23 protein-coding genes are annotated in these 21287 nt (G+C 46.9%); 9 read left to right on the top strand and 14 right to left on the bottom strand.

The genetic code is table 11. From position 1 onward, the window contains the following. The first annotated feature begins 100 nt into the window (after positions 1-100). Positions 101-1651, top strand: a complete 1551-nt coding sequence (locus GO493_RS04605; RefSeq protein ID WP_157304920.1) for an SUMF1/EgtB/PvdO family nonheme iron enzyme — start codon at positions 101-103, stop codon at positions 1649-1651. A 74-nt stretch (positions 1652-1725) separates the two neighbouring features. Here GO493_RS04605 and bcp read toward each other — a convergent pair whose 3' ends face one another. Together bcp and GO493_RS04595 are read right to left on the bottom strand one after the other, a co-directional pair. After that, on the bottom strand, positions 1726-2187 hold the full coding sequence (gene bcp / locus GO493_RS04600) for a thioredoxin-dependent thiol peroxidase (RefSeq protein ID WP_157304919.1): 462 nt from the start codon (positions 2185-2187) through the stop codon (positions 1726-1728). Between the two features lies 1 nt (position 2188). Beyond that, the gene (locus GO493_RS04595; RefSeq protein ID WP_157304918.1) at positions 2189-3880 is read right to left on the bottom strand and encodes a peptidoglycan DD-metalloendopeptidase family protein; all 1692 of its coding nucleotides are present in this window, start codon (positions 3878-3880) and stop codon (positions 2189-2191) included. 71 nt (positions 3881-3951) lie between these two features. On the opposite strand from GO493_RS04595, the gene GO493_RS04590 reads away from it, so the two are divergent. Together GO493_RS04590 and GO493_RS04585 are read left to right on the top strand one after the other, a co-directional pair. Next, entirely contained in the window at positions 3952-5058 is a 1107-nt protein-coding gene (locus tag GO493_RS04590; protein ID WP_157304917.1) for a sensor histidine kinase, read from the top strand. Beyond that, entirely contained in the window at positions 5055-5741 is a 687-nt protein-coding gene (locus GO493_RS04585) for a LytR/AlgR family response regulator transcription factor (RefSeq protein ID WP_157304916.1), read from the top strand. Before GO493_RS04590 ends, GO493_RS04585 begins: the two co-directional genes overlap by 4 nt. 169 nt (positions 5742-5910) lie before the next feature. On the opposite strand, the gene GO493_RS04580 is transcribed toward GO493_RS04585, so the two are convergent. The 12 genes from GO493_RS04580 to GO493_RS04525 are packed head-to-tail and all read right to left on the bottom strand — an operon-like array spanning position 5911 to position 15751. Beyond that, positions 5911-6720 (bottom strand): TerC family protein, encoded by an 810-nt coding sequence (locus GO493_RS04580; protein WP_157304915.1) that lies wholly within the window; start codon positions 6718-6720, stop codon positions 5911-5913. Between the two features lie 34 nt (positions 6721-6754). Beyond that, positions 6755-8272 (bottom strand): helix-hairpin-helix domain-containing protein, encoded by a 1518-nt coding sequence (locus tag GO493_RS04575; protein ID WP_157304914.1) that lies wholly within the window; start codon positions 8270-8272, stop codon positions 6755-6757. A 12-nt stretch (positions 8273-8284) separates the two neighbouring features. After that, a complete protein-coding gene (locus GO493_RS04570; protein WP_157304913.1) occupies positions 8285-9694 on the bottom strand; it encodes a PP2C family serine/threonine-protein phosphatase in 1410 nt (469 codons plus the stop codon). A gap of 5 nt (positions 9695-9699) precedes the next feature. Further along, a complete protein-coding gene (locus GO493_RS04565) occupies positions 9700-10761 on the bottom strand; it encodes a TerY-C metal binding domain-containing protein (RefSeq protein WP_157304912.1) in 1062 nt (353 codons plus the stop codon). Further along, positions 10761-11021: a hypothetical protein gene (locus GO493_RS04560; RefSeq protein ID WP_157304911.1), complete on the bottom strand. Its 261-nt coding sequence runs from the start codon at positions 11019-11021 to the stop codon at positions 10761-10763. Before GO493_RS04560 ends, GO493_RS04565 begins: the two co-directional genes overlap by 1 nt. A 29-nt stretch (positions 11022-11050) precedes the next feature. Beyond that, positions 11051-11686, bottom strand: coding sequence for a vWA domain-containing protein (locus GO493_RS04555; RefSeq protein WP_157304910.1), 636 nt, complete (start codon positions 11684-11686; stop codon positions 11051-11053). A gap of 45 nt (positions 11687-11731) precedes the next feature. Then, entirely contained in the window at positions 11732-12286 is a 555-nt protein-coding gene (locus GO493_RS04550; protein WP_157304909.1) for a TerD family protein, read from the bottom strand. Then, on the bottom strand, positions 12220-13110 hold the full coding sequence (locus GO493_RS04545; RefSeq protein WP_157304908.1) for a phosphoribosyltransferase family protein: 891 nt from the start codon (positions 13108-13110) through the stop codon (positions 12220-12222). Before GO493_RS04545 ends, GO493_RS04550 begins: the two co-directional genes overlap by 67 nt. After that, entirely contained in the window at positions 13085-13795 is a 711-nt protein-coding gene (locus GO493_RS04540) for an HAD family hydrolase (protein WP_157304907.1), read from the bottom strand. The genes GO493_RS04545 and GO493_RS04540 overlap by 26 nt, the downstream gene beginning before the upstream one ends. 1 nt (position 13796) lies before the next feature. Beyond that, complete coding sequence (locus GO493_RS04535) at positions 13797-14435, bottom strand: vWA domain-containing protein (protein WP_157304906.1); 639 nt, start codon at positions 14433-14435, stop codon at positions 13797-13799. A 24-nt stretch (positions 14436-14459) separates the two neighbouring features. Then, positions 14460-15128 carry a TerD family protein gene (locus GO493_RS04530; RefSeq protein WP_157304905.1) on the bottom strand — a complete coding sequence of 223 codons (669 nt, stop codon included), beginning with the start codon at positions 15126-15128 and terminating at the stop codon, positions 14460-14462. Positions 15129-15175: 47 nt separating this feature from the next. Beyond that, positions 15176-15751: a TerD family protein gene (locus GO493_RS04525; RefSeq protein ID WP_157304904.1), complete on the bottom strand. Its 576-nt coding sequence runs from the start codon at positions 15749-15751 to the stop codon at positions 15176-15178. A 286-nt stretch (positions 15752-16037) separates the two neighbouring features. Between GO493_RS04525 and gldA the strand changes: the two genes are divergently transcribed. From gldA to GO493_RS04495, 6 genes are all read left to right on the top strand, one after another. Further along, on the top strand, positions 16038-16961 hold the full coding sequence (gene gldA, locus GO493_RS04520; protein WP_157304903.1) for a gliding motility-associated ABC transporter ATP-binding subunit GldA: 924 nt from the start codon (positions 16038-16040) through the stop codon (positions 16959-16961). Between the two features lie 65 nt (positions 16962-17026). Next, positions 17027-18319, top strand: coding sequence for a phosphopyruvate hydratase (gene eno, locus GO493_RS04515; RefSeq protein ID WP_157304902.1), 1293 nt, complete (start codon positions 17027-17029; stop codon positions 18317-18319). A gap of 166 nt (positions 18320-18485) precedes the next feature. After that, entirely contained in the window at positions 18486-18755 is a 270-nt protein-coding gene (locus tag GO493_RS04510) for an FtsB family cell division protein (RefSeq protein ID WP_317165402.1), read from the top strand. Between the two features lie 187 nt (positions 18756-18942). After that, positions 18943-19161 carry a hypothetical protein gene (locus GO493_RS04505; protein ID WP_157304900.1) on the top strand — a complete coding sequence of 73 codons (219 nt, stop codon included), beginning with the start codon at positions 18943-18945 and terminating at the stop codon, positions 19159-19161. Positions 19162-19216: 55 nt separating this feature from the next. Next, positions 19217-19864 carry an endonuclease III gene (gene nth / locus GO493_RS04500; RefSeq protein ID WP_157304899.1) on the top strand — a complete coding sequence of 216 codons (648 nt, stop codon included), beginning with the start codon at positions 19217-19219 and terminating at the stop codon, positions 19862-19864. A 125-nt stretch (positions 19865-19989) separates the two neighbouring features. Beyond that, a complete protein-coding gene (locus tag GO493_RS04495) occupies positions 19990-21240 on the top strand; it encodes a nucleoside permease (RefSeq protein WP_157304898.1) in 1251 nt (416 codons plus the stop codon). The last annotated feature ends 47 nt before the right edge of the window (positions 21241-21287 follow it).

Raw genomic sequence — 21287 nt, 5'->3', positions numbered from 1 at the left:
AATTACCCGGCAAACGCTTACAGATTAATTATTTTTACTATAAAATAAATTATGCTACATTTGCGTTTACCATAAACATCAAATAAAAAAGCTGAATCGCATGCATAGATTAACCTCTGTCTCAATGCTCTTAGGCGCCAGCATAATGCTGTCCATGTCTGCCTGCAACAAGAATGGCGGCGGGGTTTTCGGCAAGAAAAAGGAGAAATCCTCCGCCACCGGTTGGAACTACAATGATCCGAAGATGGGTGGTTTCAGCGTTGCCAAAAGTAAAGACCAACAGACTGGTCCCGGTCTTGTTTTCGTGCAAGGCGGTACCTTCGCCATGGGAGCGACCGAACAGGACGTGATGGCCGACTGGAACAACATTCCAAGGCGTATTACTGTTTCTTCATTCTATATCGATGAAACGGAAGTTGCCAACGTACATTACCGCGAATACCTGTACTGGCTGCGCCGTATGTACGGAGAATCCTTCCCCGATGTTTTCCGCCAGGCCTTACCCGATACCCTGGTATGGCGTAGCGAACTGGCTTACAACGAGCCACTGGTTGAGTACTACTTCCGTCACCCCGCCTATAACGATTATCCGGTAGTAGGTGTTAACTGGAAACAAGCAGTTGACTACGCCAAATGGCGCTCCAACCGTGTAAACGAAAAAATGCTGATCGATAAAGGTCTGCTGTCTAAAACAGACATGAACAACCAGGCCGACGATAATACATTCGATACCAAAGCATATACCGCCGGCCTTTACGAAGGTATCCCCGGTAATATGTCCAAAAGTACCAAAGCCCAGTTCAGGAACGCTGACGGCTCTCCCCGTACCGCACAGTTCGAAGACGGCGTAATGCTGCCTAACTATCGTCTCCCCACAGAAGCTGAATGGGAATACGCTGCACTCGGTTACATCGGTCAGAACCCCGGCCCTTCCAAGAAAGAAGGTAAACGTGGTGAAGAGTTGATCATGAACAAACAGGTTTATTCCTGGGGTACCAACACCAGCGGTCTGAGAGACATCCGCCGCGGTGCATGGCAGGGTCAGTTCCTGGCTAACTTCAAACGTGGTTCAGGTGATAACATGGGTATGGCTGGTGGTCTGAATGACCGTGCTTCCATCCCTGGCCCGGTAATCGCATTCTTCCCGAACACATTCGGTATCTATAACATGTCAGGTAACGTAAGCGAATGGGTACTGGACGTTTACCGTCCGCTCAACCCGATAGATGGCGATGACTTCAACTACTTCCGTGGTAACAAGTTCCAGACCACCTACATGAACGCTGAAAACGAACCTGAAAAAGATAGCCTCGGTCACCTGAAAATGCGTGATGTTACTGACGAAGAAAGCGCTAACCGCCTGAACTACCAGAAAGGTGATGTGATCAACTACCTGGATGGTGACAGCCTCTCTAACGTAGAATACGGTTATGGCATCACTTCCCTGATCAACGATAAATCTCACGTAGTAAAAGGTGGTAGCTGGAATGACCGCGCTTACTGGCTGTCACCAGGCGCCCGCCGTTACATGCAGGAAGATATGGCTACTAACACTGTAGGTTTCCGTTGTGCAATGGACCGCGTAGGTAGCCCGGAAGGTAACAAATTCAAAACTGGCCAGCTGTTCAAAAAACAACGTCAGAAGAGATAAGCCAATTTATAGAGCATAAAAGAAAGCCCTTCCGCTAATCACGGAAGGGCTTTTTAGTTGGAGTAATTCTCAGATTATTTCCAGATCTCCAGGATCTCTTCTGTATGATTCTTCGTATCCGGCTTGATGATGATCTTATCTATCTTACCCGCCTCATTGATCAGGAAAGTAGTACGGTGAGTGCCATCAAAAATCCTCCCCATAAACTTCTTCTCCCCCCATACACCATACTGCGTCACTATAGTCCTGTCCTCATCTGCCAGTAAAGGGAAAGGCAGATCATATTTGTCTGCAAACTTCTTATGGCTCTTTTCACCATCTGTACTTACCCCTACCACTGCATATCCTTTATTCAGCAATGCACCGTAATTATCTCTCAGGTTACAGGCCTGCGCTGTGCAACCTGGAGTACTGTCTCTTGGATAAAAATACAGGATCACCTTCTTCCCTTTCAGATCTGCCAGCAATACTTTATTCCCGTGCTGGTCCACGCCCTTAAAAACAGGCGCTTTATCTCCTTCTTTCAAATGTGTCATATTATCTTGTAAAAGTGATTGTCTGCTCTGCAACATTACCCGCAATATCCGTCACACTGAGTTTCAGCGTATGTTTCCCCTTCGGGCAATGCTCATCAAAAGTATAAGTGATCACGTTACTCTTACGGGAAAACAACAGCCATTTACCATCCAGCTCAGCGCGGTAACTCTTGATCCCGCTGGCATCACTGAAAGCAAAAGATAGCTTGGAAGCCCTCGAAAGTACAGCGCCATTCCTTACACCTCCTAACGCTGTGATCTTTGGCGCCAGTGTATCTGCAACAAGACGGAAATTACCCAGTTCCCGGAACTCAGCCGCATACCAGCCATTCTCCTTCCTTGCAGCTGCAACAGTTTCACCCAACCCCTCGCGCACCATTACTATCTTGTTCTCTAACCTTGCCGGAATTTCACGGTTAGGCTTAATATGTAGGGAGAAGTTGTTATGTACAGGCACCAGCGGCGTATGCAGCTTATAGGTAGCTGAATAAGCGCCAGCCGCTGCAGGCAGCTCTGCATAGTTAAAGCAGATCTGATCATACAGGGAATTCTCTTCAAGGAAAAACTCTACCTGGTTATTTTCAAAAATATTGCTGGATTCTGCATACATAGTATTGGCGCAAACAGGCTCCGGCGTTGTTTCTCCTTTATGCTGCAGGGAAAGCTTCACAGTGCTGGAATTACCATAGGCGTCCTTCACCAGCAGCTTTACCGGGTGCAGCTGTCCGTCAGAAAGATCTATCACCCCATCCCCCTGTACATCTTTGTAGATATTAAGCTTATTGCCCGGTACAGCAAATATCAGCTGTAACCAGGGGCCACCGCTCTTCTTCGTCTTATAGTCCGTATGTGCATTGATATAACGGCTTTCATCAAAACCAATATCATCTATCTGGAAACCGGTATTAGGTACATCACGGTCAAACATCACCACTTCATAAATACCGTATGAATTAGGAGCATTACTCATCCTGTCTACCGCATTCAGCGCCAATCCCACCTGTGAAGCTTTTAAACTAACCACCGGTTGCGTAGTCACATATTCTCCGTTCACCTTCTTTACAGGAAGAATGATCGGAGCCTGATCATAAACGCTTTTCTCCATATCGTAAAATGCTATACGATATACTTCCGGTGCTTTTGTATCAGGTATGTCAAAACCAAACAACAGCGGATTAAGCGGATGCTCAGTCTTTGTGCTCCGGATCTCAAAGTGTACATGCGGACCAGCAGAGCCGCCTGTATTACCACTCCAGGCAACAAAGTCTCCTTTCTTAACAGGAAATTTATCAGGGGGTATCTGCAGGTCTATGGCCCAGCTTTCTTTGGCATATTGCTGCTGCTTCACATATTGCTCAAGAGCAGGAAAAAAACGGTTGAGATGGCCGTAGGTAGTAGTATAACCATTGGGATGGGTAATGTAAAGTATATTACCGTACCCTGTATGGGAAACGCCTATGCGGCTTACATATCCATCTGCCGCAGCATGTACCGGCAGGTTCTCCTGTTGCTGGGTCTTAATGTCCAGTCCAGCATGAAAGTGGTTGGGCCTAAGCTCTCCATAATTACCGGCCAGCTGGATAGGCACATTCATTGGATTCCGGAAATAGCCCTGAGGATATTTTTTTTCCGGCAGCTGAGCGTGTAACAGTTGAGGTAATAAGATGCATAACCCGAATATTCGTTTCATCATTTTACAAAAATAAGGATTACGAAACAGGGAGTTACGAAAATCGTAATTTCATTATAGCAAGACAGATCATTATGATGGGGAAATTCAGCAGATTACTTATACATATAACCGGCTGCGCAGCTTTTCTTGCGCTGCCTATCGTCTTTTCCCCGGACGCCCATAACCTTGCAGATCTCTGGCAACACCCTCCCGCTGTCAGGGATTTCCTGGTATACCTGGCTCTCCTGCTCTTTTTCTATTTCAATTTCTTCTGGCTCATCCCCAGCTTCTATTTCAAAAGGAAATATGGCGGGTTCTTTCTCATTGCCTTCCTCTGTTTTGTAGCCATCGTGATATTACCAGGACTGCTTTCTGCCGTTACAGACGGACAACCGCCACAACGCTACCAATGGCCTGCTAATAACCCGATGCCCATCCCCCGGGAAGACCAGCCGCCACCACCACCGCCCGGCAGGTTCCATGAAGGCCCTTACCAGCAGCCGCCTTCATCACACTACAACCTGATACTGGATGTTGGTCACCGGCTATTCCTCTTCCTGGCTATCTTCTTCTTCCCCCTCATCCTCAGGATCAGGGACCGCTGGAAACAAACAGAACGGGAAAAACTGAATGCTGAACTGTCTTACCTGAAAGCACAGATCAATCCTCACTTCCTGTTCAATACCCTGAACACGATCTATTCCCTTGCCGTAGAAAAATCTGACCAGACACCCACCGCCGTAATAGAACTCTCTGACATGATGCGCTATGTACTCAGCGATGCCGGCCAGCAGATGGTACCTTTGCAAAAAGAGATCAGCTATATCCATAACTACATTGCGTTACAGCAACTCCGCTTCGGCACAGGCATCCCCGTATCCTTTACCGTGAACGGGAAAACAGAAGGCAAACAGATACCTCCGCTGATCCTTATATCCTTTGTCGAAAATGCTTTTAAACATGGTGTCAATGCTGCTGAAAATTCCAACATCAGCATCAATGTTCATATTACCGGACACGAACTGCATTTCACTGCTTTCAATAATAAGGTAACCACGCCTGCCGCCCCGGAAGAAGGAGGATTGGGCATAGAGAATACCAGGCGCCGCCTGCAGCTTATATATCCCGGCAGACATATACTGGATATCAGGGATGAAACCGGAAGTTTTACAGTATCATTAGTATTGCAATTGTTATGATCTTAGAAACTATCGCCATTGATGACGAACTACCAGCCCTCCGCCTGCTGGAAAACTTCTGCGCCCGCGTGGATTTCATCCACCTGCAGAAAACATTTAACCAGCCGGAAGAAGCCGTCAGATACCTTAAAAAAGAACCTGTAAATCTCCTCTTCCTGGATATCAATATGCCGTCATTTAAAGGCACAGACTTGTACAGGTCTCTCCCACAACCGCTGATGGTGATCTTTACCACCGCTCATAGTGAATATGCAGTGGAAGGGTTTAACCTGAATGCAGTGGATTATCTGCTGAAACCCTTCACTTTCGAACGTTTCCATACCGCCGTACAAAAAGCACAGACACAGTTCGCGCTCCGGCAGGCTGCTGCTATTCCCCCACTGATGTTCAAAGTTGATTACGGGCTAACTAAGGTGAACAGCGCTGATATTCTTTTCATCGAAGGACTGGACGATTATCTCAAAATACACCTGCACCAGCAACAGCCACTGATAGTGCGGATGACCATGAAAGCCCTGCTGGAAAAACTACCTCCCGGCGCTTTCATCCGCGTACACCGGTCATATATAGTACCATTTGACCGTATAGAACTGGTACGCAATAAAACCATCCTGATAGCCGGGCAGGAAATTCCTATCGGGAACAGCTACGAAGCAGCCTTCTTCAGTCAGTTCAAACAATAATTCATTGATTTACCGCAGAAAAAGGCCCCTTTGCCGCATTCTTTCATTCCATTTCGCGGATAACAAGATATTTGTAGTGCGATTAAAACATAACTCTTTCACGGGTGACTCAAAACAAAAGGACCGGCATGTAATGAGCCGGTCCTTTTAATTTTAAACCAATTTAATACTATTCCGCATTCGCCTCTTCTACTTTATGCTTCTTAGGGAAATTGAACAGTATACTGGTAATAATAGGTATCAGGAAGATAGATACTGTTATGATGGAAGTAGCCCAGTCAGCTTCATGGCTTTCCAGGAATTTTGTAGTAGCTGTCTCCGGGAAGAAATGCTCATACACTGCCAGCATCAGTTTAATACCCAGTACACCTATCACCAGGAAAGCTGCAGTTTCCAGGAAAGGATATTTTTCCATCAATCTTACAAAGCCCTGCGCTACAAAACGCATAGCCAGGATACCGATAAATACACCGGTCCAGATCAACACAATATTTTCACTGAAAGCTACTGCCGCAAAAACGTTATCGATAGAGAATGCAAGGTCCATCAGCTCCACCAGCGCTACTGTAGCCCAGAATTGTCCCATCCAGCCAATAGTTGACTTGTACAGCCAGTTCTTGCTTTTATCTATTTCTTCTGCTTCATCCTCAGCAACCAGCGCTCTTTTTTTGGCAGCCTGCTTTTTAAAATAATCAAATGTCAGGTACAGGAGATAAAGACCGCCCACAGGTTTCAGCCACCATACCTTGATAAGCAGGGAAGCAAACAGGAGACAGATACCACGGAAAACATAGGCGCCGATAATACCGTATTTCAGAGCCTTGTTCCTTTGTTCCTTAGGCAGGTCCATTACCATGGTTGCCAATACGGCCGCATTGTCTACCGACAAAAGACTTTCAATAATAATCAGGTTTCCGACGATCAGCAACGCGGGTATCGGGTTGTTTACGATCTCTTGAAACATTTCAGCGATCTGCATAGTTGTGTTGTATTTTCTTGTTTTTGTTGATACTTTAATTACTTACCAGCTGTATGATCACAAGGCGCCCCCCTTCTTCGGCAGACAATAACAACTGTTTGTTATCCGTCAGTTCCACCATACTATTAACAGGCACCTCTTTTCCCTCCGTAACATCTCTTAGAGATGTAAGCGTCTGGTTTACCAGCTGCCATTTGTTGTTATGGAACACAAAATAGCCTACCGGTTTCTTCTGCTGCTCTGTCAGCCTTTCATTCGGATAAATATTCCGGTTCACATGCCAGGGGTAAAGATACTGGTTATGATATACCATCAAACGATGATTTTCCGGTGTAAAGCTGCCAGGCTTTCTTGACCAGTACAAATTCAGTACCGGCAACTGCCCCCTGTAAGGTGTATTACAGAACGGACAGCAGGGACTGGTAGTGTTATCAAAGACAAACCATTTCTGATCACAGCTCTTATTCTGACAGGGCTGTAACAGATCTACCGTTTTCACCAGCGCCTGTTCCCATTCATCTGCCGTTGGGCGAAGGGAAGGATTGTGCAGCCCGTCAATAAATGCTTTATCAAACAGCTCTTTCAGATAAGGCCCGCATACAGTATAAGGTATCTTATCCACATCCGCCCAGGGCAGGTGTGTAGCCTTTACCTGGTCCAGCCGTGGCCGGTTGGACTTGTCTGTAGGATGCTCTATGAAAAGCGCTTTCTCACCCATAGACAATTCCTCGTCCCTCTGTGCATCAGTATCATTGATCTTACCTCCGCGCAATGGATGACGGTACAACAGGTACATATAGATCATCACCGCCAGGGCATGCCTGTCAGTCGCAATGCTGGGCAGCTTCCTTTTGGGATCATCTTTAGCCAGGTGTTTGGTGGCCATTACCTCCGGCGCAATAAAGTCCGGCGTACCTATCACATCAGGCGGGAATTTGCCGGGCACTACCAGCCCGTCAATATCAATGATGGCGGCGCTGCCCGTACGCGGATCTATCAGTACGTTCTTATAGGAGAGATCGGAATGCGCAAGACCAGCTGCGTGCATACGCCTCACAGCACGGGCAATATTGATACAAATGAGGAAGAATTTGAACCAGTCTCCCAGCTCGCTTTCATCCAGGTGCAGCTTAAACTGCCGGCTCCTGAACTGCGGTGAAGCAAACCAGCGGCCTTCTTTCTCCTTGCCCACAATAGATACCATCTGCGCGGCGCCGGGATTATATCCTTTCGTGAAAAAGAATTTCTGTTGATAGACAGGCACAATAATACCGGTCTTTCCGTCGCGTTCCACAATGTTATTAGGCCAGCAGAACAGGTTCTTCCAGTAATCTCCCCCAGGCTGGTTAAAGATCCTTTCCCTGAAGATGTTCACTATGTTATGCAGCCGCTCTTTGGAATTGAAGTCCTGCTTATCCCTGAAGAATGCCACCACGTAAGACTTATCGGGAGAAAAATACACATCTTTCATTCCTCCCTGCATCGGGTCCCCGTTATCCACATATTGATAGGATTTCCCGTCCTGCGCTGTTACTGTAATTATGTTGCTCATGTGGTCTACTGATCAGTATAAAATAGCTATGGTACGATCATCGTGATTGCCCGGCGACCAGAAATCCAACCAGCTCAGCAATGCGTTCTGTACTTCCGCCGGTGCAGCATTAAAATCTACCTTGCAGCTGTCATCATTGCTTCCTCCCAGGTCATTCCAGAGCTGTTGCCAGATCTCAGCTTTCTGCAGGTTGGCATCCGTCTGGAACTTAGGATCTGTAAGACCGTCTGTCATCAGTATAAGGGCGGTAAAATCCGGCACCACCTTGAAACGGATACGGTTTACATAAGCGCTGTTGGCAAAAATATCTGCCATGGTCAGGAAGCGGGTCTGGCCGGCAAATTCGCCGCTGTCTGGTGTACCCAGTACAATAGCCTCACCGGAGGCCGCCTGGTAAATACCTATGCCCCCATCTCCCACCCAGAACGAACTGATCACATACCCCTCTGCATATTTCTTTACCAGCGCAAAAATAAGCGTAGTTGCAAAATCTTTTATGTCTGTGCCATTTTCCTGAGCCTCCTGCCTGATCCTGCCCTGGGCAGAAAAAGCCAGTTTCCCAAGCTGTTCTATGAACTGGGCGCTTACTTTTTTCTGGTTCTCTTCATCCTGGCTGGCAAGATATCCCTTAATGGTCTCTTCCAGGGCTGCCAGTTTTTCTCCCGCCAGCAATTCCTTAAAGCTGTCTACCGCCGCGCTGCAGGCAATATTGGCCCCTTTACGGCTGTATTTTGCTGATCCTGCGCCATCTGCCACCGCTATAATGCCCCAACCCTTCTCCTCGTCAAAAAAGCCTCCGAAGCTATCATCCCTGAACTTCCCTTCATGGGCATGACTGCGGCCACGTTTGGAAGCAATCACCAGCTTTTTATTGCCGAAAGGCAGCGTCAGCGCCGCCTGGTCCGGCTGCCAGTATTTATCCGTCTCATCAGACGGCAGATTCTGCCACAATGATTTAGGATCGGGGTTCACTACCAGGTGGACCTTCTTCTCCGTAAAAGGCTTGTCTGCCGCGTGCATATTCAACCGGAACAGCAGGGTAAGCTGATGTTCTCCCTGCACCTGCGGCGTTCCTGAAAGAGTACCGGTACTTTCATCGTAAGCAATGCCCAGCCCTTCAGGGATGCCCCATTCATAATCTCCTAATTCCTGCAGGCCCAGTGCGTCTTTGTCAAGACGGAACTGGTACGGTTTATTCACCTTGCCGTTTGGCAACACAATATGCTTTTGCAGTATATCATCAATCAATGATCTTTCTTTCCAGGATTCCACTATAATCGTTTGTGAATGATAAATCTGTTCTACGGCCTGGCGGATATGCTCTTCTTCAACAAAAGCGTCGAACAGGGAACGCTGCCTGCCCGGCACAGGTTCCCACTTATGGGTCAGCAACGCTTCAATATATTCATGCGGTTTCTTCATGCCCATTATCCCTGCGTTCTGTCTATGTTCAGCGTACCACCGCCAGAGCCATACCTACCCTTGGTATTACAGCTGGGACATGTGCTTTCATCCTCTGTTCCCACACAATGCACTTTACCACATCCGCACAACGCAAAACCATACTGGTTACCGCAACAGGGACAGGTAGGAAAACCATCCAGCTCATCTGAACCTACCTTGCTGGAAGGCATGCCTCCTTCGGCCGAAAGTTCAAAATACGCATTATCCACCGGAAATGCACCTACAAGGCGGTATCCCATAGACTGCATGGTCATCCCGCTGATGTTGACAGGACGTAATGCTTTTTTATATTTTATCAGGTAAGGCTTCTTTGTCTGCTGACATTGTGCTGAGAAGATGGCAAAGTTCATGTCTACATAACCTGACTTTGGTGGCGGTATCTTATCCAGGTTCACCTTCTCCAGGATAGCGTCATCACTGAGCTTTGCCAGTTCCATATCAGCGCCGTTGTTGCTCACACTGACGCTGCTGGATTTGATGGAAGCAGTGATCCATCTGAAAAATTCCTTGTACGCCTGCGGCGTTGTATTCTTGAACAGCAGCACAGTGTCTGTCAGTTCTTTCAGCACTCCCAGGTTATTTTCGTCTCCGAAGGAAACGGCAATGAGGTTGGCTTTATTCTTCCAGTTCTGCTTCCATTCATTGATAGCAGCGCTGGTATCATCTGTAGGCGTACCATCAGTAAAGAGGAAAACGATCGGTTTCCAGTCTCCTTTCTGTGTAGCCGTAGTAGTTACTATATTTCTTCTCAGTTCAAACATGAGATGCCCTAATCCCTTGCTCAGAGATGTTCCGCCTCCTATGGGGAACTTTGGCGGATAGAAACTGATCACCTCCTGCAATGGCACAATGGTCTTTGCCTGTCCGGCAAATACAAGGATGGAGATCCAGGCTGTTTCCAGGGCATAAGGATCTGATTTCAGCTCCTTGATGATAGTGGCCAGCCCCTCTTCAACATATTGGATCTGTTCTCCTACCATAGATTCGGAAACATCTATGAGGAAGTATATGGGAAGTCTTCTCATTAGTAAAAGTAATTAAGCACCAGTAAAATGATCAGTAATAAGATCTGTGTCATATCCACAGCAAGCCCCGTTCCCACCTGGAACGGCTTGATACCGCTAAACAGGCTGAGCACAGGTTTGAAGATGCTGCTGAAGAAATTGAACGTCTGCCTGTATTGCCCTGTCAGACGGTCCTGGTAAGGCAGCAGTTTGGAATACAGGAACAGCCCGACTATCAGGATGTTAATAGCAAGATGAATGAGAAAATAGAATAGCGACATATAATGTTGATAGTATATAGGAATGATTGTTAAATGATCACGTGCACCTCTGCCGGTGGTGGCGGCAGCTGTATCTCTTCCGTGGTGCCAACACTCTTGTTGCCGGTGCCGATGGAAGCTGATACCCATTTAAAGAATGACATCAGCGTAGAACTGTCTGCCGTATCAAGATGCACAACAGTATCAGTCAGCTCCTTCAGGAAGCTGTCCTGCGCTTCTGCTCCGGCAGCACAGGCTATCAGCCCTGCCAGGTTCTTACCCTTGATCTTAGGCACAACTTCACGGAAAGCCGCCAGGTCTGAAGGCTTGCCATCTGTCATCAGGAACAGCAGCGGACGCCAGTCGCCCTTCTGGGTATCATTCCCCTTTATTACTTCTGTATCCAGTTTAGTGCACAGCAGTTCCAGCGCCGCTCCCATATTGGTTGGACCGGATTCCGGTGTCGTAATTTCCGGCAGCTGCAAAGATTCCAGCGCTGTTAACGGCAGCACCTGCTTTACTTCCCTGTCAAAAGTGATAATGCTGATCCATACTGATTCCAGTGCAAAAGGGTCCTGTCTTAATTTAGACACCAATACCTGCAGGCCGTTTTTCACTGCTTCTATACGTTCACCCCGCATGGAGCCGGAAGTGTCCAGCAGCAGGTATACCGGGAGTCGTCTCATGATATAAAAAAGTTTTTGAAGGAGCCCGCCGGCCCCCTGTTCAGTTTATGCATATTTTCCGAGGAACTGTTCCAGTCCGCCGCTCTGTCCAACACCAACCGCCTCAAAGCGCCATTGATTATCACGTTTGTAGATCCTTCCAAATTCCACGGCTGTTTCAATAGAGAAATCTTCTCCCAGCTCATACTTCACCAGCTCCACATTTTTGGCCGCATCATACACGCGGATAAAAGAGTTACGTACCTGGCCAAAGTTCTGTTTCCTGGCAGCAGCTTCGTGAATGGTCACTACTATGCAGATCTCTTTTACAGCAGGATTGATCACAGACAGGTCTACATGGATGGATTCATCATCCCCTTCACCTGCGCCGGTGCGGTTATCTCCGGAGTGTTTCACTGCCTTGTCAGGCGATTCAAGATTGTTGTAGAAAACGAAATACTCATCAGAAATGATCTTCCTGTTCTCTCCCAGTATAAATATGGAAGCATCCAGGTCAAACTCGCCTCCGGTATGCGATTCGTTCACGTCCCAACCTAAGCCAATAGTGAATTTTGGTATTTCAAGATTGGCTCTTTCTCCTTTTTGCAGATTGATTGCCATGATGGTATGATTTTTTGAAGATGATCTAATAAAAAGTTTGCGTTACGCCTGTATTCTTCCATCTGATGATAACCGTTGCTGATCATATTGTCTGCCAGCTCTTCAAGGAAAGCAGGCGTTTGCCTCAGCAGCAGTTGTTCATACTCTTCCGCCGGCGCATTCAGCAGGTATTTCACTACCCGCGTATTAAAGCGGAATGATGGTGCGCACAATACCGCTTCCAGGTGGCGGAGCGAGTGTACGCTATGGTAATTCAGCTTGTTCTCTATGTTGGGATGTATCTCTTTATTCTGCAGTTGTGCATAATAAAGAAAATAAGCTTCGTTATCCAGTTCAAACCTTTTCAGCAGGTTGCGGATGATTAGCTCATGGCTGCCGGTAATACGTATATCATCTGTACAGATCAGTGTTTTCCCCAGCAGGAATTCCCTGTCAAGATGATATCTGTCGTTGATAATAAGCGCCTGCCTGCTTTGCATGTCCAATGCTCCGTAATCTATGCTGTAAGTTTTGTAGCGGTGTATTTTAGCATACTCCACAGGTTTACAGTCATGAATACACAGGTAACGGTTCAGCGTTTTTGCAAAGGCAAGCGTCATGTAATAAGAAGCAGTAGGAATGCTGGTATAAGGACTGGGCAGTATTACCAGTTGTTCCCTGCTCAGTAACTGTTCACCATAGGCAGTAATGAAACCTGTAGCCAGTGCTGCACCGAATGTATCTGCGGCATCACAGTCCCCGAATTTGAACCTGCTGTATGCAGCCGGGTCAAACGGGAAGCTGTCGGCGTCCACAATGCTATGTAAGGCAAATACATCTTTCATTCAACAACTTGTTTAAGGGGTTATTAACAATATCTGTGAGCGTTGCCTGAAAACCTGCCCTGAGGGCGCCCTCCACATCTGCCACGCTGTTATCTCCCAGGTGCCATATCTGTGTGGGCATAAGGTTCTGATGCAACCCCGAGGCCTGTTCCATTACTCTCCGGAACATTTGTTCATCCGGTTTGGAATATCCGGTCTCGTCAGAATACAATTGAAAAGAAAAGTGGGTGTCCCATCCCAATCCGTTCATCAGCCTGCGCAATGTACGCCCTTGAATGAACCCTGTATTACTGAGCAGGCCAAGGGTTATTCCCTGCGCCCTCATCATGGTAAACAACGCCGTCAGGTCTGCGTAAAGCGGCAGCGGGGCATAGCTGAAAAAAAGAGATTCGGACAGGCTGTAAAATTCTTCCAGCCTGTCCGTTTCCACTTTTTTAATATCTGCACCCAGCAGGTGAAGGCATAACAGGTACATCTCGAATGTATGTACGTTACGTCCTGTTATTTCATTCATACTGTTAACCAGCAGGTCCGTTTCCCTGAATACAGCGGCCACTCTTTCTGCAGGATAGCTTTCCAGGCGGAAGAAAGACCGGAACAGGTCTGCCCGTTTCTCTTTAAAAGACGGGTGTGAACGGATAAGCGTCATCCACAGGTCAAACGACACATGCCTTATACCTTCCATGTTACACTACGATGTTCACCTCCGGTGGCGGTGGTGGCAGTTCGTTCAATCCGGCTACTTCTTTACCGCCGCTTTCAATTTTCTGGCTGCCTGTGCTTACGGAAGCAGACACCCATTTAAAGAATGCTTTGATAGTAGCTGCATCTGCAGTATCGAGTGCAACAACGGTGTTTGTGATCTGTTTCAGCAGGCTCACATCAGCGCCGCTACCGGCGGCACATGCTACGGTGATACCTATCTTACTGTTTTGAAAAGCATTCAGGCCACTCTGCCACTGATCGGTTGGAATACCGTCTGTCATCAGGAACACCAGGGGTTTCCAGTCGCCCTTCACATCCGGGGTAGACTTGGCCACTTCCCTGCTTATACTGTCTGCCACCAGTTGTAAAGCCGCACCGAAAGAAGTACCTCCGGCGGCTTTAATTTCCGGCATCTGGAACGAGGAAAGATCAGTGAGAGGCACCAGCTGGCGCGCATCACTGTCAAAGGTGATCAGACTGATAAATGCTGTTTCCAATGCATACGGGTCCTGTCTTAAGGTTGATATCAGCACCTGCACACCATTTTTTACTGCTTCTATGGGCTCGCCGCTCATAGAGCCTGACGTATCCAACACTAAGTAAACCGGTAATCTTCTCATGAATGACTTATGAAATGGGGTGAATTAATAAACGTAGCTTCTCAGTATCTCCACGAAGCTGTCGCTCGGTTTTGGATCTCCCAGCGCCCTGAACTTCCAGGAGCCGTCTTTACGGTATACTTCAGCAAATACCATAGAGCACATATTGTTGTATGCAGCCTCTCCGGAGAGGTTGAATTTCGCGATCTCTTTTCCTTTGTTGTCTACCGCACGGATGAACGCATTTTCCACACCACCGAAGTGCTGGTTATTCTGACGGCCCTGGTAGATAGATACGATGAAAAGGATCTTATCATATTTCGCATCCAGGCTGTCCAGCTTCACAATGATCTGTTCGTCATCGCCATCGCCGGCGCCGGTACGGTTATCGCCTGTCAGCCAGATGTTGCCTGAAGGATGCCTCATACTGTTGAAGAAGATCACATCTCCCTGGTAAAGGCTGAGGTTACGGCCATCATTTGTCTGTACGGTCTTGCCGAGGTCTGCTACCTTGCCATTGCTGTCCAGCAGGAATGCAATAGCATCCAGGTCAAACTCTTCCTCTTTGCTGCCCAGCAGCTTTCCGAAAAAGCCACCGCTTTTTTTTCGGATATCCCAACCAAGACCAATAGTTACAGTTGAAAGGTCGAAGCTTTCTCCTTTATCATTTTTACGGAGGTCAATGGTTTGTCCCTTAACTAAATTGATTGCCATAAGATTTATTTCAATGATGATGTATAGAATAGGTTATATGGAGCAGTTTATTTGATGATCTGTCCTTTATAGTATTTACCTAAGAAGAATGCCAGATCTTCCTTGTATCCGATACCGGAAGCCTCGAAACGCCATTTGCCGTCACGTGAGTACAGGCGGCCAAATTCAACACCGGTTTCTACTGAGAAGTCTTCTCCCAGCTCATATTTGGCAATCTCCTCACCGTTGGCATCGTTAACAATACGGATATACGAATTTCTTACCTGGCCAAAGTTCTGCCTTCTGCCTCCGGCATCATGAATGGTTACAACAAACAGTATCTCCTTGATGTCTGATTGTACTTTTGAAAGATCCACCTTGATCGTTTCATCATCACCATCTGCACTGTTGCCGCCTGTAGGATCATCCCCGGTATGATGCAGCGCGCCGTCAGGTGAAGTGGTGTTGCCATAAAACACAAAATAGCCCTCTGCAGGAATTAACCTGCCATCATTGATCATGAACGCAGATGCGTCCAGATCAAAATCATTGCCAGTCCCTTCATTCGGATTCCAGCCCAGACCCACGCTGATATTGGAAAGACCGATGTCTATTTTTTGTCCCTTCTGTAAATTAATTGCCATTTAGATCTAAAATTTGTCAGGGTTTATAAATTATTGTTGGTTAATGATTAACAACTTAATATGTATCAGCAATCTCGCTCTATAGGTGTATAAATATAATTATAAAATTCGATTGCATCTGATAACAGGTTATGCCTGGATTCCCCCTAGTTTAATGTCAGGTTAAGATTTGTGAATATATTTAAAATTATATATTATACCGGAATTTTTAAATAAAACTTGTGTTAATACTCCTTTTACTGTCTGAAGGATTCCGTACTTTAGCCCCGCCAAAGCGGAAAACCTAATGTCAATTACAGTTACACAGTTAAGTAAGGTATACGGGGAGCAGCGAGCAGTCAATGATATTTCCTTTTCACTGAATAAGGGCGAGGTTGTAGGCTTCCTCGGACCAAACGGAGCCGGCAAGAGCACCACCATGAAGATGATCACCGGTTATCTGCCGCCCAGCGGCGGACAGGCCACCGTATGCGGCTTTGACGTAGCTGCACAGCCAATGGAAGTACGCCGGCGGGTAGGATACCTGCCGGAAGCCAATCCCCTCTACTTTGACATGTACGTCAGGGAATTCCTTGGCTTTATAGCCCAGGTGCACCAGCTTGGCAGGAATACTGAACACCGGATATCAGAGGTTATCGGTATGACCGGCCTGCAGCCGGAAAGTAAAAAAAAGATAGGCGCCCTTTCCAAAGGGTACAAACAACGCGTAGGACTTGCCCAGGCACTGCTGCATAACCCCGAAGTGCTGATCCTGGACGAACCTACTTCCGGCCTGGACCCCAATCAGCTGGCAGATATCCGTAAGCTGATCAGTGATCTCGGACGTGATAAGACAGTAGTGCTCAGCACCCATATCATGCAGGAAGTAGAAGCCATGTGCAGCAGGGTCATCATTATCAACAAAGGTAATATCATAGCAGACGATTCCCTGGAGCACCTGCAACAAGGTGGTACAGAAAACGGTTATATACAGGTATCTTTCGGAGAACCACTCCCTTCAACAGAAGAATTGCAGCAACTGACCGGTGTCACAAGGGTAAAACAACAGGACGCCCGGACCTGGCAGCTATTTGCCGGCAATCTGGAAGAGGTACGGAAAAACCTGTTACAATTTGCTTTGATAAGTAACCGGAACATACTTTCTTTGCAAAGCAATTCGCAAAGCCTGGAGAGTATCTTCAGAGAACTGACGAAACAGCCAGCAGAATAATTAAAGATAGTTCACAGACCCTGTCCGTGAACGGTGGACTAAAAATTTAAAACAACTAAACAACAATGAGTACCATTTCAGCAATTCATGCAAGGCAAATCCTTGATAGCCGCGGCAATCCTACTGTAGAGGTAGATGTAACCACAGAAGACGGTCACTTTGGCCGTGCAGCCGTACCATCCGGCGCTTCTACGGGTAAGCACGAAGCTGTTGAGCTGCGTGACAACGACAAATCCGTATACATGGGTAAAGGCGTGATCCAGGCTGTAAACAACGTGAACGATATCATAGCAGAAGAACTGATTGGCTGGGACGTAAAAGACCAGGCCGGTATCGACAAATACCTGATTGAACTGGATGGTACCGAAAATAAAGGCAAACTGGGCGCTAACGCTACCCTGGCTGTTAGTATGGCTGTTGCAAAAGCTGCTGCAGACGAAGCTAACCTGCCCCTGTACCGCTACCTGGGCGGCGTAAACGCTACCACCCTGCCCGTTCCTTTAATGAACATCATCAACGGTGGCGTTCACGCTGACAACAAAATTGATTTCCAGGAGTTTATGATCGTTCCTGTAGGCGCTCCCACCTTCTCTGAAGGCCTGCGCTGGGGCGTGGAAGTATTCCACCACCTGAAATCCGTGCTGAAAAAGAAAGGTTACAGCACCAACGTAGGTGACGAAGGCGGCTTCGCTCCTGAGATCCAGAGCAACGAAGAAGCTATCGAAACTGTACTGCAGGCTATCGAAGCAGCCGGTTACAAACCAGGCGAACAGATCGGTATCGCCCTGGATGCTGCCAGCAGCGAAATGTTCAACGATGCTGACAAAACCTACAAATTCTACAAAAGCTCCGGTAAAGTGATCAGCAGCGACGAAATGGTTGCTTACTGGGCTGAATGGTGCAAAAAATATCCTATCGTTTCTATCGAAGACGGTATGGCTGAAGACGACTGGGAAGGCTGGAAAAAACTGACCGAAGCTGTAGGTGCTAACGTACAGCTGGTTGGTGACGACCTGTTCGTAACCAACGTTAAACGCCTGAAAACCGGTATCGACCAGCAGATCGGTAACAGCATCCTGATCAAAGTAAACCAGATCGGTACTGTAACTGAAACTATCGATGCAGTTAACATGGCACACAAAGCCGGTTATACCTCCATCATGAGCCACCGCTCCGGCGAAACTGAAGATACTACCATCGCAGACCTGGCAGTAGCCCTGAACTGCGGCCAGATCAAAACCGGTTCCGCTTCCCGTACTGACCGTATGGCGAAATACAACCAGTTGCTGCGCATAGAGGAAGAACTGGATAACGTAGCTTATTATCCCGGTAAATCCATTAAATTTGGTAAAAGATAAAAACTCACAATTGAGTTTCGTGCGTCGAATTTCGGGAAATGATGTTTGATGACGAATATTTTAATTAGTGGTCCATATTTTCCGGGTTTTGATTTACTTCAAAACCCGGATTTTTTTTACCTTTATCGAAATGCCAGGGTTAAAGTCCATAAAAGTGCCAGCGTACGTGCGGAATAAATATTTCGTATCAGCCGTAGCATTCGTTATCTGGCTGGCATTTATAGATAGTAAGAACCTTCTCTCCCAATACGAACTACAGTCAGAAGTAAATAAACTGGAAGGCCAGAAGACGTTTTTCCAGGAAGAGATCAATAAAACAAAGAAAGAACAGCAGGAACTGCTGTCCAGCCCCGAAAAACTGGAGAAATTCGCCCGGGAAAAATACCTGATGAAAAAAGATGATGAAGACCTGTTCATTATTACTGAGAAAGAATGACCAGTATTTTATTGAATTTCTTTGCTTTTGAAATCCCACCCTCATTTTCTCCCCGAAAAAACCCTGTTGCACCGATAAATACCCCTTATTTTTACTTCCGAAATATTTCAATTAATATTGACAATACATTCCGCACAATCTCCGTTATAGTATTAGGAACTAATCATTTGTATTAAAACTATTTTGCATGGGCAATTCTACACACCTTTTCTCTACCTTATATTCTGTAACCAATAGCGCAACTAAACTACAAAAGATGACAGACCAGGACCCGGAATTATCCCGTGAAGAGGAAATTTGTCTGAATCAGACAAGAAAAGCGCTGGATACTATCCATTTTTCGCCCAGACCAGAAACACTGCAGGCTATATCCGACTACGCAAAAAAAGCCCAGCCGGCTAAGTAGCCCTCACTGTCATACGTCAGCGGTAATTACTGTTTCTTGACATATCTTTACAGGTATGACAAAGAAAGAGCGCTTTGCCTTCGTTATCAGATATTTCGAAGAACATGCTCCCAATGCGGAGACAGAACTGATCTACGACAATCCTTATCAACTGCTGGTGGCAGTTATCCTGTCGGCCCAATGTACCGATAAACGGGTTAACATGACCACTCCCGCCATCTTTGAACGATATCCTGATATGGAGGCGCTCAGCCACGCCACATATGATGAGCTGTTCCCTCTTATACGCAGCATCAGCTACCCGGGCAATAAGACAAAACACCTTATCGGAATGGCACAGATGGTAATGGAGAACTTTAACGGAGAAATCCCTTCCACAGTACCCGAACTGGTCACCCTTCCCGGCGTAGGACGTAAAACAGCCAACGTAATCACCTCTGTAGTGCATCAGCAACCCAACATGGCTGTAGATACACACGTATTCCGCGTATCAGCCCGCATAGGACTGACCACAAACGCCACCACTCCCCTGCAAACAGAAAAACAACTGCTGAAATATATCCCGGAAGAAAAAGTATATATCGCCCATCACTGGCTGATATTACATGGCCGTTATATCTGCGTGGCACGCACTCCCAAATGCGGAGAATGCGGCTTGCGCCCTGCATGTAAATATTACCATACTGCCATACGCGGTAATTGATCTGCCCCCCCGGCGGGTCTGCTGCCAACCCTTCCGCTCAAATATTTCCATTGGAATTTCGATCAGATTTTACTTATCTTTTGCCGTTAAAGTTTTTACAGAGTTTATAAAGCTGAAATGTCGTTATGAAGTTAAATACGCGAATACAACTATCCGTGATGATGTTCCTCGAATTCTTCGTTTGGGGAGCATGGTTTGTTACTTTAGGTACCTTCCTGGCAAAAAATCTGAACGCCACTGGCCTGGAAACAGCCAGTGTATTTTCCACACAATCTTACGGCGCTATCATCGCCCCATTCATTGTAGGTCTGATAGCTGACAAATACTTCAACGCAGAAAGAATACTTGGTGTTCTGCACCTGCTGGGAGCATTCCTGATGTACCAGATGTACAACGCAGAAAGCGTAAGCGTATTCTATCCTTATGTGTTTGGCTATATGGTGGGATACATGCCAACACTGGCATTAGTGAACTCTGTATCCTTCCGTCAGATGAACAACCCGGAAAAAGAATTCTCCTCTATCCGTGTATGGGGAACCATCGGCTGGATCGTCGCCGGCCTGACCATCAGCTATGTCTTCAAATGGGACTCTGAAGCAAACATTGGCGCAGGCATGCTGAAAAATACCTTCGCAATGGCCGGTATTGCTTCACTCCTGCTGGGACTGTTCAGCTTCACACTGCCTAAAACACCTCCGGTAAAAGACAAGAACCAGAAAGACAGCATAGGCTCTATCCTTGGCCTGGAAGCTATAAGCCTGTTAAAGAGCAAAAACTTCCTGATATTCTTCATCTCTTCTATCCTCATCTGTATCCCGCTGGCATTCTACTATCAGAACGCACACCCATTCCTGGAACAGACAGGACTGGAGAATCCTACCGGTAAAATGACTATCGGACAAATATCTGAAGCAGCCTTTATCCTGCTGCTGCCAGTCTTCTTCAGCAAATTCGGCTTCAAGAAAACCATTATGGTAGGTATGCTGGCATGGGCAGTACGCTATACCCTCTTTGCCTACGGTAATGCAGATACCCTGAGCTTCATGCTGCTACTCGGTATTGCACTGCATGGCATCTGCTATGACTTCTTCTTCGTGTCCGGTCAGATCTACACCGATGCACAGGCAGGAGAAAAATATAAAAGCGCTGCACAAGGCCTGGTTACCCTCGCTACTTATGGCGTCGGTATGCTGATAGGTTTCTGGGTAGCAGGCTTTATTTCCGATTACTACAAAGCCAACCCGGTTGAAAATATCTGGCGTATGATATGGCTGATCCCTGCAGGTATCGCAGTAGTAGTATGGCTGCTGTTCATGGCACTGTTCCGCGACAGCAAAAAAGAAGCCGCACCAGGCAGCATTAAGCACGCAGCATAATAAAAGTTATCTTCTATACACTCCGCAGTACACTACCTATACAAACC

Source organism: Chitinophaga tropicalis (assembly GCF_009758205.1).
GTDB classification, from domain to species: Bacteria; Bacteroidota; Bacteroidia; order Chitinophagales; family Chitinophagaceae; genus Chitinophaga; species Chitinophaga tropicalis.
Note: the sequence above shows the minus strand (reverse complement) of the source record. Positions and strands in the feature narration are given on the sequence as shown.